At 44.5% G+C, this 15,267-nt stretch carries 12 protein-coding genes; 7 read left to right on the top strand and 5 right to left on the bottom strand.

The features are described 5' to 3' along the window. Positions 1 to 40: 40 nt before the first annotated feature. From D4N35_RS07645 to D4N35_RS07630, 4 genes are read right to left on the bottom strand one after another with little or no spacing between them, the layout of a single operon-like run. Positions 41 to 1,510 carry an alanine/glycine:cation symporter family protein gene (locus D4N35_RS07645; protein WP_120072121.1) on the bottom strand — a complete coding sequence of 490 codons (1,470 nt, stop codon included), beginning with the start codon at positions 1,508 to 1,510 and terminating at the stop codon, positions 41 to 43. A 23-nt stretch (positions 1,511 to 1,533) separates the two neighbouring features. Continuing rightward, a complete protein-coding gene (locus D4N35_RS07640) occupies positions 1,534 to 2,469 on the bottom strand; it encodes a proline racemase family protein (RefSeq protein WP_120072119.1) in 936 nt (311 codons plus the stop codon). After that, positions 2,466 to 3,503, bottom strand: a complete 1,038-nt coding sequence (locus D4N35_RS07635) for a proline racemase family protein (RefSeq protein WP_120072117.1) — start codon at positions 3,501 to 3,503, stop codon at positions 2,466 to 2,468. Before D4N35_RS07635 ends, D4N35_RS07640 begins: the two co-directional genes overlap by 4 nt. Further along, positions 3,503 to 4,675, bottom strand: a complete 1,173-nt coding sequence (locus D4N35_RS07630) for an NAD(P)/FAD-dependent oxidoreductase (RefSeq protein ID WP_120072115.1) — start codon at positions 4,673 to 4,675, stop codon at positions 3,503 to 3,505. The genes D4N35_RS07635 and D4N35_RS07630 overlap by 1 nt, the downstream gene beginning before the upstream one ends. A gap of 166 nt (positions 4,676 to 4,841) precedes the next feature. On the opposite strand from D4N35_RS07630, the gene D4N35_RS07625 reads away from it, so the two are divergent. From D4N35_RS07625 to D4N35_RS07610, 4 genes are read left to right on the top strand one after another with little or no spacing between them, the layout of a single operon-like run. Then, the gene (locus D4N35_RS07625) at positions 4,842 to 6,464 is read left to right on the top strand and encodes a sigma-54 interaction domain-containing protein (RefSeq protein WP_120072113.1); all 1,623 of its coding nucleotides are present in this window, start codon (positions 4,842 to 4,844) and stop codon (positions 6,462 to 6,464) included. Between the two features lie 52 nt (positions 6,465 to 6,516). Then, on the top strand, positions 6,517 to 6,792 hold the full coding sequence (locus D4N35_RS07620; RefSeq protein WP_120072111.1) for a (2Fe-2S)-binding protein: 276 nt from the start codon (positions 6,517 to 6,519) through the stop codon (positions 6,790 to 6,792). Beyond that, entirely contained in the window at positions 6,785 to 7,117 is a 333-nt protein-coding gene (locus D4N35_RS07615) for a (2Fe-2S)-binding protein (RefSeq protein ID WP_120072109.1), read from the top strand. The genes D4N35_RS07620 and D4N35_RS07615 overlap by 8 nt, the downstream gene beginning before the upstream one ends. Further along, positions 7,114 to 8,352: an NAD(P)/FAD-dependent oxidoreductase gene (locus D4N35_RS07610; RefSeq protein ID WP_120072107.1), complete on the top strand. Its 1,239-nt coding sequence runs from the start codon at positions 7,114 to 7,116 to the stop codon at positions 8,350 to 8,352. The genes D4N35_RS07615 and D4N35_RS07610 overlap by 4 nt, the downstream gene beginning before the upstream one ends. A 178-nt stretch (positions 8,353 to 8,530) precedes the next feature. Here D4N35_RS07610 and D4N35_RS07605 read toward each other — a convergent pair whose 3' ends face one another. Next, positions 8,531 to 10,858: a glycerophosphodiester phosphodiesterase family protein gene (locus D4N35_RS07605; protein ID WP_120072105.1), complete on the bottom strand. Its 2,328-nt coding sequence runs from the start codon at positions 10,856 to 10,858 to the stop codon at positions 8,531 to 8,533. 523 nt (positions 10,859 to 11,381) lie between these two features. Here D4N35_RS07605 and D4N35_RS07600 point away from each other — a divergent pair. The 3 genes from D4N35_RS07600 to D4N35_RS07590 are packed head-to-tail and all read left to right on the top strand — an operon-like array spanning position 11,382 to position 15,262. Beyond that, positions 11,382 to 12,422, top strand: coding sequence for an ABC transporter substrate-binding protein (locus D4N35_RS07600; protein WP_488281379.1), 1,041 nt, complete (start codon positions 11,382 to 11,384; stop codon positions 12,420 to 12,422). Positions 12,423 to 12,437: 15 nt separating this feature from the next. Continuing rightward, the gene (locus D4N35_RS07595; RefSeq protein ID WP_120072101.1) at positions 12,438 to 13,568 is read left to right on the top strand and encodes an ABC transporter ATP-binding protein; all 1,131 of its coding nucleotides are present in this window, start codon (positions 12,438 to 12,440) and stop codon (positions 13,566 to 13,568) included. Then, positions 13,565 to 15,262 carry an ABC transporter permease gene (locus D4N35_RS07590; protein ID WP_120072099.1) on the top strand — a complete coding sequence of 566 codons (1,698 nt, stop codon included), beginning with the start codon at positions 13,565 to 13,567 and terminating at the stop codon, positions 15,260 to 15,262. The genes D4N35_RS07595 and D4N35_RS07590 overlap by 4 nt, the downstream gene beginning before the upstream one ends. Positions 15,263 to 15,267 lie beyond the last annotated feature (5 nt).

Below are 15,267 nucleotides of genomic sequence, written 5' to 3'. Positions count from 1 at the left end.
AATTCCTCCTCGTCTTGATAGGTTTATAGTTCATATGTCATTATCCAATGGAACTTTTTTCATTAGCAGTACGATACTCTCTGCTTTTTTCCTCCCAAAAGTCAGCACCGCTTATGCCGGCTTGAATCGGATCGAAAACAGGATCCTTACCGGCTTTTTTCTGGATTTCATAATCTCTTAACACTTTCATAGTTGGTTTGGTAAGGAGCAGAATCGCCAGAAGGCTGAGCCATGCCATCGATCCAAACCCAATATCACCTAGGGCCCACATCATGGATGCTGATTTGACGCTGCCAATAAAAATCATCGTGAGCATGACAATCTTCAAAACTGTTTTCAGCCAAGGCAGTTCCCGTTTGCCGCTTAAATAGACGAGCGTTGTTTCAGCAATATAGTAATAGGCCATTAAAGTCGTAAAGGCAAAGAAGAAGATGGCAATGGATACAAACCCCGGTCCAAAGCCGGGCAGCGCTGTTTCAACCGCCATTTGAGTGTAGGCAGGGCCTGGTTCAATATTTGCCAATGATTGGACGATAGGGGCTTTCCCCTCCGGCGTAACGTTATACATTCCCGTTACGAGAATCATCAAGGCTGTTGCCGTACAAACGACAATCGTATCAATATAGACGGAAAAAGCTTGCACTAATCCTTGTTTGGCAGGATGGCTCACTTCAGCTGCTGCGGAACTATAAGTCGCTTCACCACAGCCGGCAACATTGGAGAAAATAGCCCTTCTGACGCCCCAGGCAATCGCTGTTCCCACGATGCCGCCAAAAATTTGATTGGTTCCGAAAGCACTGGTAAAAATCAAAGAAAACATTGCAGGCACTTTATCATAATTCAGCCCCAAGACAATGAAAGTAACGACAACATAGCCAATAGCCATGAATGGGACAACCGCTTGCGATACACCGGCTATACGTTTTACACCGCCGAAAATGACAGCTCCAAGTAAAACCACCAGAAATATTGCTGTAACTGTCTTGCTTAAACCAAAGGCGTTTTCCATCCCGGCCGCAATGTTATTGGCCTGTACCCCAGGTGTCAAAAATCCGTAAGAAATTGTAACAACCACAGCCATGATGACAGCAAACCATTTCATCCTTAAGCCTTTTTCAATAAAATAAGGAGTTCCTCCGCGGTATTCATTTCCCACCTTGCTCTTGAATACCTGTGCAAGCGTCGATTCAATAAAAGCACTCGCCCCGCCTAACAGTGCCATAATCCACATCCAGAAAACCGCTCCCGGACCGCCGTAGGCAATAGCGGTTGCCACACCTGCGATATTCCCTACCCCTACACGGCCTGATAAAGCCAAACAAAATGCCTGGAAGGAAGAGATTCCGTTCTCGGAACTTTTACCTTCGAACAACAACAAAATCATTTCCTTAATATACCGAATTTGCACGAAGCGGGTCATAATGGAGAAAAATAAACCTGCCCCAAGTGCAAAAACAACAAGACCGGTGCCCCATACTTGATCGACCAACCAATTAATGATTCCTTCCACAGACGGGTTCCCCCTATCATTTTTTATTTAATCAAAAAGCCCCCCGGCAACGGGTCCGTTGGATCAAGTACAAACGTTTGCATTCCAGTAATAAATCCTTTTGCACACATACTGAATTGATACTTTCCGTTTATATACTGAGCCTTTGATTCCAGAAAGCTTTCGAAAACGCTTTCATTGATCAGAGTAAGGTTCGGTTTCACCCGCCCTTTTGATAAAAGATAAGCAAAGCAAGCTGCCGTGGAACCAAAGCCCGGCGAGCGAACAATCCAGCCATCTTTCCGGAATGTAACCGTTTTGATTTTTCCTTGTGCAAGCGCAGCTTCGTCCATCAGTATGACCCCTTCAATTTCAGTGGATTTAAGAGCCTGAATAGTGTTTATTCCCCACTTTTTTAATGCCGAAAGATCACTGAGCCCAATGTCTGCCTCCGTTGCGCTTTTATCAAATACAGCATAGCGATGATCCGCCTGTACAACTGTATACGATGAATCAAGCAAGGGAACATCTGTCTGAAGGACTGAACAATCTTCGATTTCCACACTTACAGAGACAACCTGTTCTTTTTCCTTGAGGGCCACAACCGGAATCACACCGTGGACCGTTTCAATCAAATACGTACCGTTCGATTTCTCCTTCAATTTGCCGCTTTCAAGCAAAGCGGTAACTACGGCAACGACCCCTCCGTAATGAATAGGCAGCGTTTTCTCATGGTTGAAAAATACGGCTGCAGCATCACTGTTCCTGCTAATGGGCGGAACAACGAGACATCCGTTGATCCCCGCAAACCCCCGCGGCTCATTAAGCAAGAGTGCGATTTCTTTTGAAAAAACATTCGGCAGCTGCTCATCCAGCTCTTTTAAGCTTTCATATTGTATAAAAGGAATATCATCAAATAAACGGAACACTTCACCCGCTACATGTACATCTGTTGTGGAATAGAATTCCTGTAGAATCATTTTACCTCCTCCATTTCATGCTCCATCGGCGGAATCAGGAGAAAGCCTTCTTTCAACGGATCTTCTTCATTGTAAAAAAACCGATGCATCCCCATCAGCCAGGCGGATCCTGTGATTCTGGTTACAACCGCTTCCAGCCCATTCACACACGTCGTTTCCAGAACCCGGCCTTTAAATAAGGAACCAACGATGCTTTCATGGACAAACTCCTCCCCTTTGGCAATTTCCTGATTAGCATAAAGAACCGCCAACTTCGCCGAAGTCCCTGTGCCGCAAGGTGACCGGTCAATTCCTCCTGGCGGAACGACAACGGTATTTTTTACGTGAGCCTTTTCATGGGTCGGGTCCGTAAAAAACTCCACGTGGGTCAAGCCCTTGATAAAAGGATATTCCGGATGAACAACCTTTGTCCGTTCGTTGATGGCATTTCGAATGGTGATTGCCTTATCAATAATTGTGGATGCATTTTCAGGTATCAGCTCCAGCCCGATTGATTTTGCATCAATAATGGCGTAAAAATTTCCGCCATAAGCAATGTCAGCTTCAACCTGCCCGATGCCTTCCACGTTGACAGAAACTCTTTTTAATAAAAAGGCCGGTACATTGCAAAATGACACTTCTATTGCTTTCCCATTTTCAACTGTAATATCGACTTCCACCAATCCTGCGGGCGTATCCAGCTTCAAGATAGTGACAGGCTCCTGACCCTTAATAATTCCCGCCTCAACCAGAGCGGTACAGACACCGATCGTATCGTGGCCGCACATCGGCAAATAGCCGCCCGTCTCAATATAAATCACACCCAAATCAGCATCAGGATGGCAAGGATCCGTGAGAAGCACCCCCGACATGACATCATGACCCCTCGGTTCATTCATGAGCAGCTTGCGAATCCAGTCGTATTCTTTTTTCATATGGAGCATTTTCTCTGACATGGTGTTTCCTTTTAATTCAGGAAGGCCGCTGATCAATGTTCTTGTCGGATTCCCTCCCGTATGTGTGTCAATCGTCGTAAACATTTTATCCGCCTTCATCAACTAACCACCTCTCTTGAAAACCGGTTATAGCGGAGCGGATCAATGGGAATGGAGGTTTCTTTCTCATTGATCATCTCTTCAATCACCTTCCCGGTAACTGCCGAAAGACTAATGCCATCCCCCTCGTGTCCTGCGGCTATGTAAAACCCGGGAACCTCGTCCACATGGGAAACGATCGGCAGATGATCTTCTGTGTATGGCCGCAGGCCGGCGTAGGAACGGATCATCATCATATCTGCCATTTTCGGATAAAACCGAATGGCTCTTCTTGCTATGCACTTAATGACTTCATTTCTTACTCTCATATCAAAACCGGCAAACTCCCTGCTGCTTCCGATTAAGAAATTTTGGCTCTCCGTCGGCTCAAATACAAGGGCAACCCCATATTTTTCAGTGAGCGGGTCGACTCGGCGTTTTCCGCCAAATTTTGAAATCAAATAGCCAAATTCCATCACCTTGCGGGAACCGACGTGCTCCTGTCTGGAAGCTACAATAATATGTCCTTTTCTTGGTTGTATCGGAATGGAAAGCCCCACCATTTCTCCGATTCGCGGAGCCCAAACGCCGCAAGCATTTACCACTTGGCTGGCGGTAAAAACTCCATTGGAAGTTTCCACTCTAAATTGTCCGTCCAGTCCTTTTTGAATGCTTTTTACTTCCGTCTGCTTCCAAGCGTCAGCCCCGTTGTTCTGGGCGCTTTCCAATAAAGCAAAGGCCAGCATATAGGGGTTGATCGTCGAGTCTGTGGCGCATTCCAGACCTCCTAACAGATCATCGGCGAAAAACTTTGACTCCTGCCGGATATCCTGGCGGTCGAGCATCCGAAAAGGAAGCCCTGCCTCCTTTTGCCTGTCCACCCACTGTCGGGCCGCCTCCATTTCCTCCTCGGTTTCACAGACGAGAATACTTCCCGGCGCCCGATATTCAAAAGGATATTTCAATTCTTTTGCCAGCCGATCGACCAAATTTTGACTGACCAAAGACATTTGGCTATCAAATCCGGGATCTTTATCAATTGCCAAGATATTGCCGTCACACTTGGAGGAAGTTCCGCTTACAAACTCCCCTTTTTCAAGAATCGTCACTTGCCGGCCTGATTTGGATACGTAATATGCAATCGCGCAGCCAATGATCCCCCCTCCAATGACCAAAACATCGCAATGTTTCAAAATCCTACCCTCCTTTCGACCACTTGGTTATCTATGTTGCAAGGAACATGCCACCTTAAATGTTTGTAAACAAAACAAATTTATAAGAGTATTTCAAAAAAATAAACACTACGTGTATAATAAGTTAGACACTGTATAATTACTTTTACGATTAGGAGGCAAAGAAATGGCGTTTTCGCTCACCATTGATAAGATTTTAAAAGAAGCTTTGAAAAATGGCTCAAAATCATTACATGAAGCAATGAAACCATCGTATAAAACTGTCCATATCAACGACTCAGTGGAAACCTTGATTCAATCCCTCCAAGAGTCTGAGCCGATCGTCATTGTAAATCAGCAGCAGCAGCCGGAAGCGGTCTTGACAGCTTCTGATATGATTCAAACCCTCTACTCCTTGTACAGACAATTAAGAGCTTTTTACAATACTGTCACTCAAACAACGGACTCCTCAGTGACTGTTATTGATGAGAATGAGCTGGTTCAGACTTGGACAGAAGGTGCGGAGAAAATATTTTCAATCAAGCAAAGCGAGATATTGGGCAGAAAAATAACTGACTTTTTCGACACTGATAAACTGGAATTATTGAAGTCGCTTTATAAAGGCAAAAGCATTACCCACCATCAACATCAGCCCAGATCCGACCTGTTTGTGCTGATTAATTCCAATCCCGTTTTTTGCGATCGGAAAATTATCGGAGCGGTCGTATCCGAAATGGATGTAACGAGCCAGGTAATGCTGAATGAGAAACTATTCAACATGTCAACAGAAGTCCACCGTCTGGAACAGGAGGTTGCAAAATACAGAAAAACACGTGATCCATTCAGTTCCATCAAAGGAAAAAGCACTTCCCTTCAGCAAACGGTTGAATTGGCCAGAAAAGTTTGTACTGTAAAGTCCACCGTATTGATTTTGGGGGAAAGCGGCGTGGGCAAGGAGGTCTTTGCCAAGGCAATCCATGAGGCAAGTGAGCCTGAAGATGCCCCATTCATTTCTGTCAACTGCGGGGCTATTCCCGAATCACTGTTTGAAAGCGAAATGTTTGGCTATGAAAAAGGGGCCTTCTCCGGAGCAAACCAAAAAGGAAAAAAAGGAAAGGTTGAACTTGCCCGGGGAGGGACACTTTTTCTCGACGAAATTGGAGAAATGCCCCTTGATATGCAAGTGAAGCTTTTAAGGGTTTTACAGGAGCAAAAGTTTTACCGAATTGGCGGAGAAAAAGAGATTGACATTGATTTTCGGATCATCGCTGCGACTAACCGCGACTTGGAGGAACTTGTCAGAGAGGGGAAATTCCGCGACGATTTATTTTACAGATTGAACGTCGTCAGCATACAAATACCTCCGTTAAGAGAAAGAAAAGAAGATATCATTGAACTGACAAGCCATTTTTTACAAGAATTATCGATCCGTTATGAGCGCCCTATTCAAAAGTTCCCTGCCGATGTGATACATGCAATGCTTCATTATGACTGGCCGGGCAATATTCGGGAGCTGCGGAATGTCGTTGAGCGCTTGGTCGTTTTTTCGGCAGATGGCTTGATAAGAAAAGAATATTTGCCCTTCGTTTCTAATGCTTCCGCAATAAATCCGGCTCATCAAACGTTGGAAATACAAAAAGATGAAGAGGAAACTGTGCTTCCTTTACAGGAAGAGATGGACTCATATGAAAGGAAAGTTCTTGAGCGGGCTTTAAGAATAACCGATGGAAATAAAGCACAATGTGCGAAACAACTTGGGATCACCCGGGCCACTCTGTACAATCGAATGAAGCGCCTCGGATTATCTTAATATGGCATGTTTCTTGCATTTATATTGAGCAAGGATTTGAGGAGGCGATCAAGTGAATAGACTCAAAGATATGGTTATTTGCCGTTGTGAGGAAGTAACGTTTGGGCAGCTTCAAGAAACAGCTGAAAAACACCAATGCACGGCAAGGGAGCTAAAATTGCGAACGAGAGCCGGAATGGGCTTTTGCGGGGGGCGGACATGCCGGGTATCCGTAGATCGAATGATTGCAAGTGCCGTAAAAAATGTAAAAATGTCGGAGATTCCTTTAAAGTATCAACCCCCTGTTCGTCCCATCACTTTCGGTTCAGCAGGTGAAATAAATGACTAGGATTATGAACCACCCAATCCTTGGGAAACTGGATAATAATAAAACAATCCCTTTTCAATTTGACGGAAAGCTATATTATGCGCGGGAAGGGGAAACAATAGCTGCGGCCTTGTTGGCAAACGGCGTCCGCCAGCTCCGGGTCCATGAAGAAAGCGGGACACCGAGAGGCTTTTACTGCAATATCGGCCACTGTATGGAGTGCCGTGTTACTGTTAATGGCCAGCTAAATAAGAGGGCTTGTCTAACCACTGTGGAAGAAGATATGTTGATTGAAAGCGGAAAGCGGCTTCCGAACATTGTCAAAAGGATGGTGGAAGAACAGTGACGGATGTGATTGTAATTGGGGCAGGGCCTGCAGGTTTGGCGGGAGCTATTTCATCGGCTGAATACGGATTGAGTGTTACTGTACTCGATGAATTCATCAAGCCCGGCGGAAGGCTGCTCGGACAGCTGCATCAGGAGCCATCCGGCCAATGGTGGAATGGAATCGAAGAATCAAAACGGCTTCAAGAAGAAGCGGAAGGACTGGGCGTGGATATACGCTGCGGCGTATCCGTTTATAACCTCTATAAAGAGGGTGCCCTCTGGAACGTTTATACAAATGAAGGTTCCTTTCAAGCTCCTTTTGTTCTACTTGCGACTGGTGCAGCCGAATACCCGATACCTCTTCCGGGCTGGACCCTTCCAGGAGTCATGTCAATCGGCGCTGCCCAAGTCATGACCAATGTGCACAGAGTTGAAGTCGGAAAAAAAGGGATCATTATTGGAGCGAATATTTTGGCCTTTGCCATCTTAAATGAACTCCAGTTGGCGGGAATTCATGTAGACAGAATTGTTCTGCCTGAAAAGACCCCATTAAGCAATGATGCAGCTGTACCGGAAAAAGTGTTAAAATCCCTGTTAAACGCTGCACATCTTGCCCCTTCCCCTCTTCTCAGAGCAGGAAGCCGCTTGATGAAAAATGATTGGATAAGGAAGGCTGGATTACGCTTTTTCCCTAAAGATGGGATTAAGGTGAACGGAACACCGCTGCAATTAAAGAAAGCGGCAGTTGAGATCGTAGGCAAAGAGCAAGTGGAAGGTGTTCGCGCCGTAGATATCGATTCTTCCGGAAACAGGATCTCCGACTCGGAGATAGAGCATGAGGCGGATTTTGTTTGCATCGCCGGCGGTTTGTACCCTCTGGCCGAACTGGCTGCTGTCGCCGGCTGTCCGTTTAAATACGTACCTGCGCTCGGCGGGCATGTGCCGATCCATTCAGAAGAGATGGAAACACCTCTTCAGGGACTCTTTGTCGCCGGAAATATCACGGGAATTGAAAGCGGTAAAATTGCGATGGCCCAGGGAGCTGTAGCCGGGCTATCGATTGCTGTGCAGGCAAAAAGTGGAGGGCAATCGTTAGATGAAATACTGAAGGAGGCGATCCATCGGGTTCAGGCTTTACGGAGGGAAACCGCCATTCAATTTAATCCTGATATAGAGAAGGGCAGAGAGCAAATGAAGGATTATTGGGAAAGCATGGAACAAGATCACAAGGTCAATGCCAAAAGGATTGGATAAAAACCAGGCCAGAGGGCCCGGTTTTTTGTTTAAGCGAGCTTCACAAATCTTAATGTTCAACAATGATAAGGCTAAAAAAATTGTTTACTAAAGGGGCTTAATGTCAATCCAGACGAGGAAGAAAAATCCGGATTGAGGTATTTCCCCCTCTTCCCTGACATTACTTTTATTATAAGTTTTACTCCTTTACATGGACTTCAATTGGCTCACCAACAACATTCCACTCCTGTCCTAACATTGAGAATGTATGTTTTACGAAGACTTGGGCAGTTCCGGGAGAAACTGCTTCGATTGTATTGCCATTAACTCGGACAACATCGGTATTTTCTGTAACGAATAACTCAGTTGGGATGTTCTCCTTTTTTGCAGTCCGGTAGTCTACGAAAGCTTTTGCACGAATCGTAGACGTCTTGCCTGGTTTTAGATTTACTTTTTTGATAGGTGTTTCCAGGTTGATGGGTGAGTCCGTCAGCCATTGCATGTAATCGGTGATTGGTCCAATAAGACCTTCTGCAAGCTTATCACGGAACGGTGCTTCCTCGCGGAAAGTCCAATGCATGGTAAGCATGCCGCGTTGCCGCATGTATTGGATAAATTCCTTGTATGTGCTTCCGTAGCTTGCATTCAGCGTAACGTTGTAGTTTGTTCCATAATCCATCATTTTTTGTGCGTTTTTAATTTTGGCACTTTGCGTTCCTGGAACTGCCGCGGAATAGAGGTATCCGACCGGAATTTCAGGATGTAACTCGAAAGATTTTACCATGCTGCCAAGATCGAAGCTTTGAAGGACGACTTGGTCGACCATACCCGCTTCCTTGATTTCTCTTATCGCTTGTTCTTCAATGTCTACATCTTTTAATTCAATGAGTAGAATTACATCTTTCCCTTTGAATTCCTGCAAAAACTCTTTGAAGGTCGGAACCTTTTCGCCTGCGAATTCTTCACCAAACTTGCTTCCGGCATCAAGTTGGCGGATTTCTTCCAGGGTAAGGTCACGAACAGCGCCTTTGCCATTTGTAGTTCGGTCCACAGTTGTATCATGCATGATGATAATGTGCCCGTCTTTAGTGAGTTGCAAATCCGTTTCAATTTGATCCGCGCCCAAATCGTAAGCGAGTCGATAACCAGCCATTGTGTTTTCAGGAGCCATAGACGGAACTCCTCTATGTGCCGCGACGATCGGCCGCTGAACAATCGTATTCTTTGGATACTTTGCAAGTGCCTCAACAGAAGCAGCAGGATTGTTTGTAATCATGCCATCCACACCGGTATGGATAAGTTCATGTGCGGCATTTTCCGTTCCGGCACCCATTCCCCACACAGCGACCATTCTTGTGTGCAGGTAGTGAACAGTTTCTACTGTAAGTATTTTTTGGGGAATCAACGCAACCTTGGCATTACTTGAATGGACAGTCCGGACCAATTGGTTAAGATCATGTTTGTTAAATGATTGTTTCGTATAGATGATCCCGCCTCGTGCTGTTGGCATCAGCGTGGTAATTGCTTTTACAATATCCGGGTTGGAGGAAACAATATGAACATCAGTTGACTGAGTTTCATTTAGTGTATGGACTACCTCCTCTTCGAGCCCTCTTTGTTCAATTTTTAGAATTGGAATATGTTTATTTTTTACCTTGGCAAGCGCTTCTGAAAGAGGCAGTCCGCTCGTCACCAAGTGACCTGCGGCATTCCTTTCAACATCAAGAAGGACGGATGCTGTATTTGCATCGGCTGCGGCTGAAAGTGAACTGCCGATAAGTGTCGGTGCATTGATAATATTGGTCTTAACCTCCTCTGGAAGGAAAGCACCTGAGTTATCAACAGGCGGCAAGTCCTGGTCAAATGTCGATACTTTCACATTGTCAAAAAGGACGGTTGATCCGCTTGCTTGAAATCCGACGTCCCCATTCTTCATATTCATTGCCTGGTCGCTATTGATGACAAGTTTATTATTAATAAATTGCTGCACTCGGTTTTTGCTGATGATAACTTTCAAACGGTAAGGCTTATTATACTCAAAGTTTTCCGTAAAAAAAGTAGCTTCCGGTACAACCCACTTGTTTTGGGCGTCACGCTCAGCGAATTCAACTCCATTTAATGCCGTTGTTCCTCTCCGGACTGCAAACTGATAGTACGGATAATCCTCAGATTGAACTCTGTACATCAAAGATGCCCAACGAGTGTCTTCAACAGCGGAAACAAAGGTCATATCTGCTTCAAAAACGATATCTCTACTTTCATCCGGGAGAGGCACCAATACTCTAGCCGGGGATGCAGTGGAAGGTGAGGTTAACTTTAATTTCCCGTTCTCGACCGCAGCTTGCCCTTCAATTACCTTCCACCCATCTGGCAAGCGGTCATCCAACCGATCAAAATTCTCTTCGACCAATACTGATTGTTCTGCACGAACGATGTGGCTTGCTTCAAAAGGAAAGCTGGCAGCAGTCATAACGATAATAGTGAAAATCATGGCAAGCTTCATCACAATGTTTCTCCTCTTTCTCATTCCGACTCCTCCTTGTATATAGATTTTCTCACTAACCCAGACAGCAATTGGTTAGCAGTATATATTATTGTTAATTTTCTGGAAAGTAAAAATTTTGTTTTTCGCTAAAAATCGTCCTTTTTTACCTGAGACATGATAGTTTCTAATACACTTGGACTAAATGCATGATAGGGCTAAGTAACTGAATTGCTTATTTTCATTTTCACCGGTGAATTGCATACTTTAATTTGATAGAATATTGCTAAATCAAGTTGCATGGGCGTTACATTCATTGGGCCAATAGTTCCCTCCTGAAATTTTGGATATGAAAAAATTTTGATTGGTTATCATGTTGAGGGAAAAATAATATTTTTTCAGAATTTAAGCTTGTAGTTTTTTAAAAGTTTAGTATAATGGAATTAATTCCAAAAATAAGGCAGAGATGTTGAGATGAACGCCTGAATTGTAAGCCCTTGCAAATGATAGGGTTTCTTTCGGTCGGCCATCTCATTTTTGTCTTTATTAACAACAATTTTAAAGGGGGATTTTTGTGAAAAAGTTAGCGGGATTAGCAGCCAGTATTGCACTGGTATTAGGTGTTTTGGCAGGATGTGCAGGAGATTCTTCAGAATCTGGAGATGACGGGAAGAACAGTGGCCGCATTACGCTTTATTCTCCCGAAACTCCTGACATGACGAAGGAATTAAAGCAAAAGTATGAAGAATTGAATGATGAAACAGTAGATGTGCACTATGCGGGTACGAACGTTCTTGTCAATCAAATGATGGCGGAAAAAGACAACCCGAAAGCGGACGTTTGGTACGGTGGAGGCGGCATCCTTCCGTTCGAAGCGGCTGTTGATAAAGGAATCATCGGTTCTTATATCCCGGATTTTGCAGCTGATTGGGATGTCGTTGAAAACGGAATCAAAGTTAAGCACGAAGACGGAAAATATGTCGGTGTAGAAATCTTTGTTCTTGGATTTGCGTACAACACTGAGCTTGTATCCGAAGAAGAAGCGCCAAAAACATGGGAAGATTTGCTTGATCCAAAATGGAAAGGAAAAATTCAGTTTTCCAACCCTGCTGCTTCTGGGACAGCTACTTTAATGGTTATGAGTCAAATGATGCAAAAGGGCGAAGATGAGGCTTGGAAATATTTTGAAAAACTTGCTGAACAGGCAAACTCCACACCGGACTCCGGATCAGCCCCAACAAAAGCTGTTTCCATGGGAGAAGCGCATATCGGTGTTGGCTTTGATTTCATGGCATACGAACTAAAAGCAAAAGGCGAAAGCGTTGATTTTGTCGTACCTGATAAGACACCTATTCTCGTTAATCCTGCCTCCATCGTAGAAGGCGGACCAAATCAGGAGGGCGGCAAAAAATTCATCGATTTCTTGCTTTCAAAAGAAGGTCAGCAAGTACTGGCGAACTGGTACCATATTCCAATAAACCCTGAGGTTGAATCAAAAACACCACTTTCATTGGAGAGTGTAAAATCACACGCCGTTGACCTGGATATTGATTGGGTGAATGAGAATTATGATCGTATCCGGAATGAATGGAAAGAAAAATTTCAGTAATAAAGGATGAACACTATGGGCTCGGTAAAAATCGAAAAATTAACGAAAAAGTTCGGAGATGTCACAGCCTTGCACGACATCAATCTCGATATTCGAGAGGGCGAGTTTTTCGCCCTTCTTGGACCGTCGGGTTGTGGAAAGACGACAACGATGCGGTGTATCGCGGGTTTCGAGAGTCCGACGACTGGCGCAATCTATATAGGTGATCGCGAAATGAAAGGGATTTCAGCAAACAGGCGAAATTGTGGAATGGTGTTCCAAAGCTATGCGCTTTTCCCGCATATGGATGTGTTTGATAATGTAGCATACAGCCTGAATATTAAGCAGCTTAACTCAAGCAATTTTTTCGCAAAGCTCCCAATCTACACCCGTCTATTATCGAAGCGGCTGGGAAAGACACCGAAAAATATTGAAAACAAAGTAATGGAAATGCTTCGCTATGTTGAGCTTGAACAGTATTCGGATCGTTTGACGAGTGAGCTTTCCGGCGGGCAGCAGCAACGTGTAGCATTGGCGCGTGCTCTTGTTATGGAACCAGCGGTACTTCTAATGGATGAGCCGCTTTCCAACCTTGACCAAAAGCTTCGTCACTCAATGAGGAATACCATCCGCTCCATTCAACAGGATTTGGGGATTACGACCATTTTTGTTACACATGATCAGGAGGAAGCGATGAGCATGGCTGACCGAATTGCGGTTATGGATCATGGAAAGGTGGTCCAGGTTGGAACGCCGACAGATTTATACAGTAATCCGGCCACTCCGTTCATTGCTGACTTCGTTGGAACATCTAATATTCTTAAAGCCTCAGTTGAGGGGGAAGAAAACAGCTTGACCGTTGTAAAAGGAGACGGATTCGTATTGCGGTCTGCGAACAAGACGGACAAAACTGAAGTTGATGTCATCATTAGACCAGAGCATGTGAAGGTAGTAGATGCAGGCAAAGCAGTGAATGGAGCAGATACGAATGTAATTCAAGGAAAGGTCCTCATGTCAACATACCTTGGTTCAATAGTTCGTTATGATGTTCAAGTTGGAAGCTACCAGCTCATCGTTGATACCACGTATTCCAGCGGAACAGGGATTTTCGAAGAGGGTAGGAAGGTAAAGCTTACGGTTGAACATGAAAGGGTGCTTTTGATTTGAAAATTAAAAGAGAATTTAATGGCCTTACGGTCGTAAAAGTTCTGATCTACATATTTTTTGGTCTGTTCCTGATTCTTCCGCTTATTTCAGTTTTCCTCGTCAGCTTTACTGGACAACCGATTAGCCTGCTCGGTTCGGTTACTGACCTGGCAATCTTCAGTTCAACTATGGAAAAATTCAAAGCGGCATCATTTGATAATTATAAAAAGATTTTTACGGCAAAGAGCTACTTCTCAGCTTTAAAAAATAGCTTATTACTCTCATTTTTAGTAACAATTATTGTTACTCTTGTCTGCATTCCGCTGGCTTATGGAATTGCACGCACAAAAATGCCGTTCAAGAAAACAATATCAGCACTATGCATGGTACCGCTCATCGTACCAACCTTCATTTCTGCATATGCATTCATTATCATGCTTGGCCGTTCAGGCTGGGTTACGCAGATTTACAATGCGCTTGGCGGAGAAGGGATGTTCATCAATCCATATTCCATGTCAGGTATTGTGCTTGTTCAAGTCTTCTTCTTCTTTCCATATGCACTTTGGCCGCTAGTTGCCGCATTTAAAGTGAGTGACTTGAGCTTGGAAGAGGCATCACAAAACCTTGGGGCGAAAAACTTCTTTACATTTGTATTTATCACCTTTCCACTTGCATTGCCAGGCATCATTTCAAGCGCCCTACTCATATTTACGGTAAGTTTCTCTGATTTTGGTACGCCGATCATATTGGCACCAAAAGAAACGAATTTGCTCGTTGTTGAGGCTTACCGTGAAATGTCAGGGTTCTTCAACTGGGGTGGGGCTGCAATCCTAACTGTTGTTATGGTATTGGTTGCCGGATTTTTCTTCTGGCTGCAACATTTATTCACAAAAGGAAGGAATTATGGAACAGTGTCCGGAAAGCCAAAGCAGCAGAAACTCAGTGAAAACAGGCCTTTGAATTGGACACTTTCAATCTACTCCCTTTTCGTTGTTCTTATTCCATTGCTGGCAATGATGTCAATAGCGATTCAATCATTCGCGACAACTTGGGGAAAAGATCCGTTGCCAAACGGGTATACACTTCAGCACTATAAAACTATCTTTTCTACATCGATCGGGAATATTCAAAACAGTATTATTCTTGCGCTTGGCGCTTTAGTTCTGAGTGTCATCATTTCAACATTCGTCTCTTATTTTGTTGTCCGTCAAAAGTCTTCTGCAATGGACTTTATCGTATCCATTCCGTTGGTCGTGCCCGGGATCGCTTTCGGTATCGCGCTTATCCAAACATTTAATACCGCCCCGCTTCAATTGACGGGAACAGCAATCCTGCTTATCATCGCGTATACCATCAGACGGCTTCCATACATGATACGGTCAACGATGGGGACAATGCGTGCCATCAAGCAGGACATCGAGGAGGCCGCCATCAACCTGGGCGCTACACAACTTACAGCTGCAATGACTATCATAGGTCCGCTTATGCTTCCAGGGATAGCAGCGGGATCTGTTCTTGTATTTGTTACGGTGATTAAGGAAGCGAGTGTATCAATCCTTCTCGCTCCGGCGGAATGGGCACCTATGAGTTTAGCCATCTTTCAAAATATCCTGCGGGGTGAATATTATACAGCCGCAGCCATGTCCGTGGTTTTGGTGGTCCTTGTACTATTATTGCAAGCCCTTGCAAATCGATTGGGACAAAAGCAGATGTAACTACA

This window comes from Siminovitchia fortis (genome assembly GCF_003605365.2).
GTDB classification, from domain to species: Bacteria; Bacillota; Bacilli; order Bacillales; family Bacillaceae_C; genus Siminovitchia; species Siminovitchia fortis.
The sequence above is the reverse complement of the archived record's forward strand: the minus strand, read 5'-3'. Positions and strand labels throughout refer to the sequence as shown.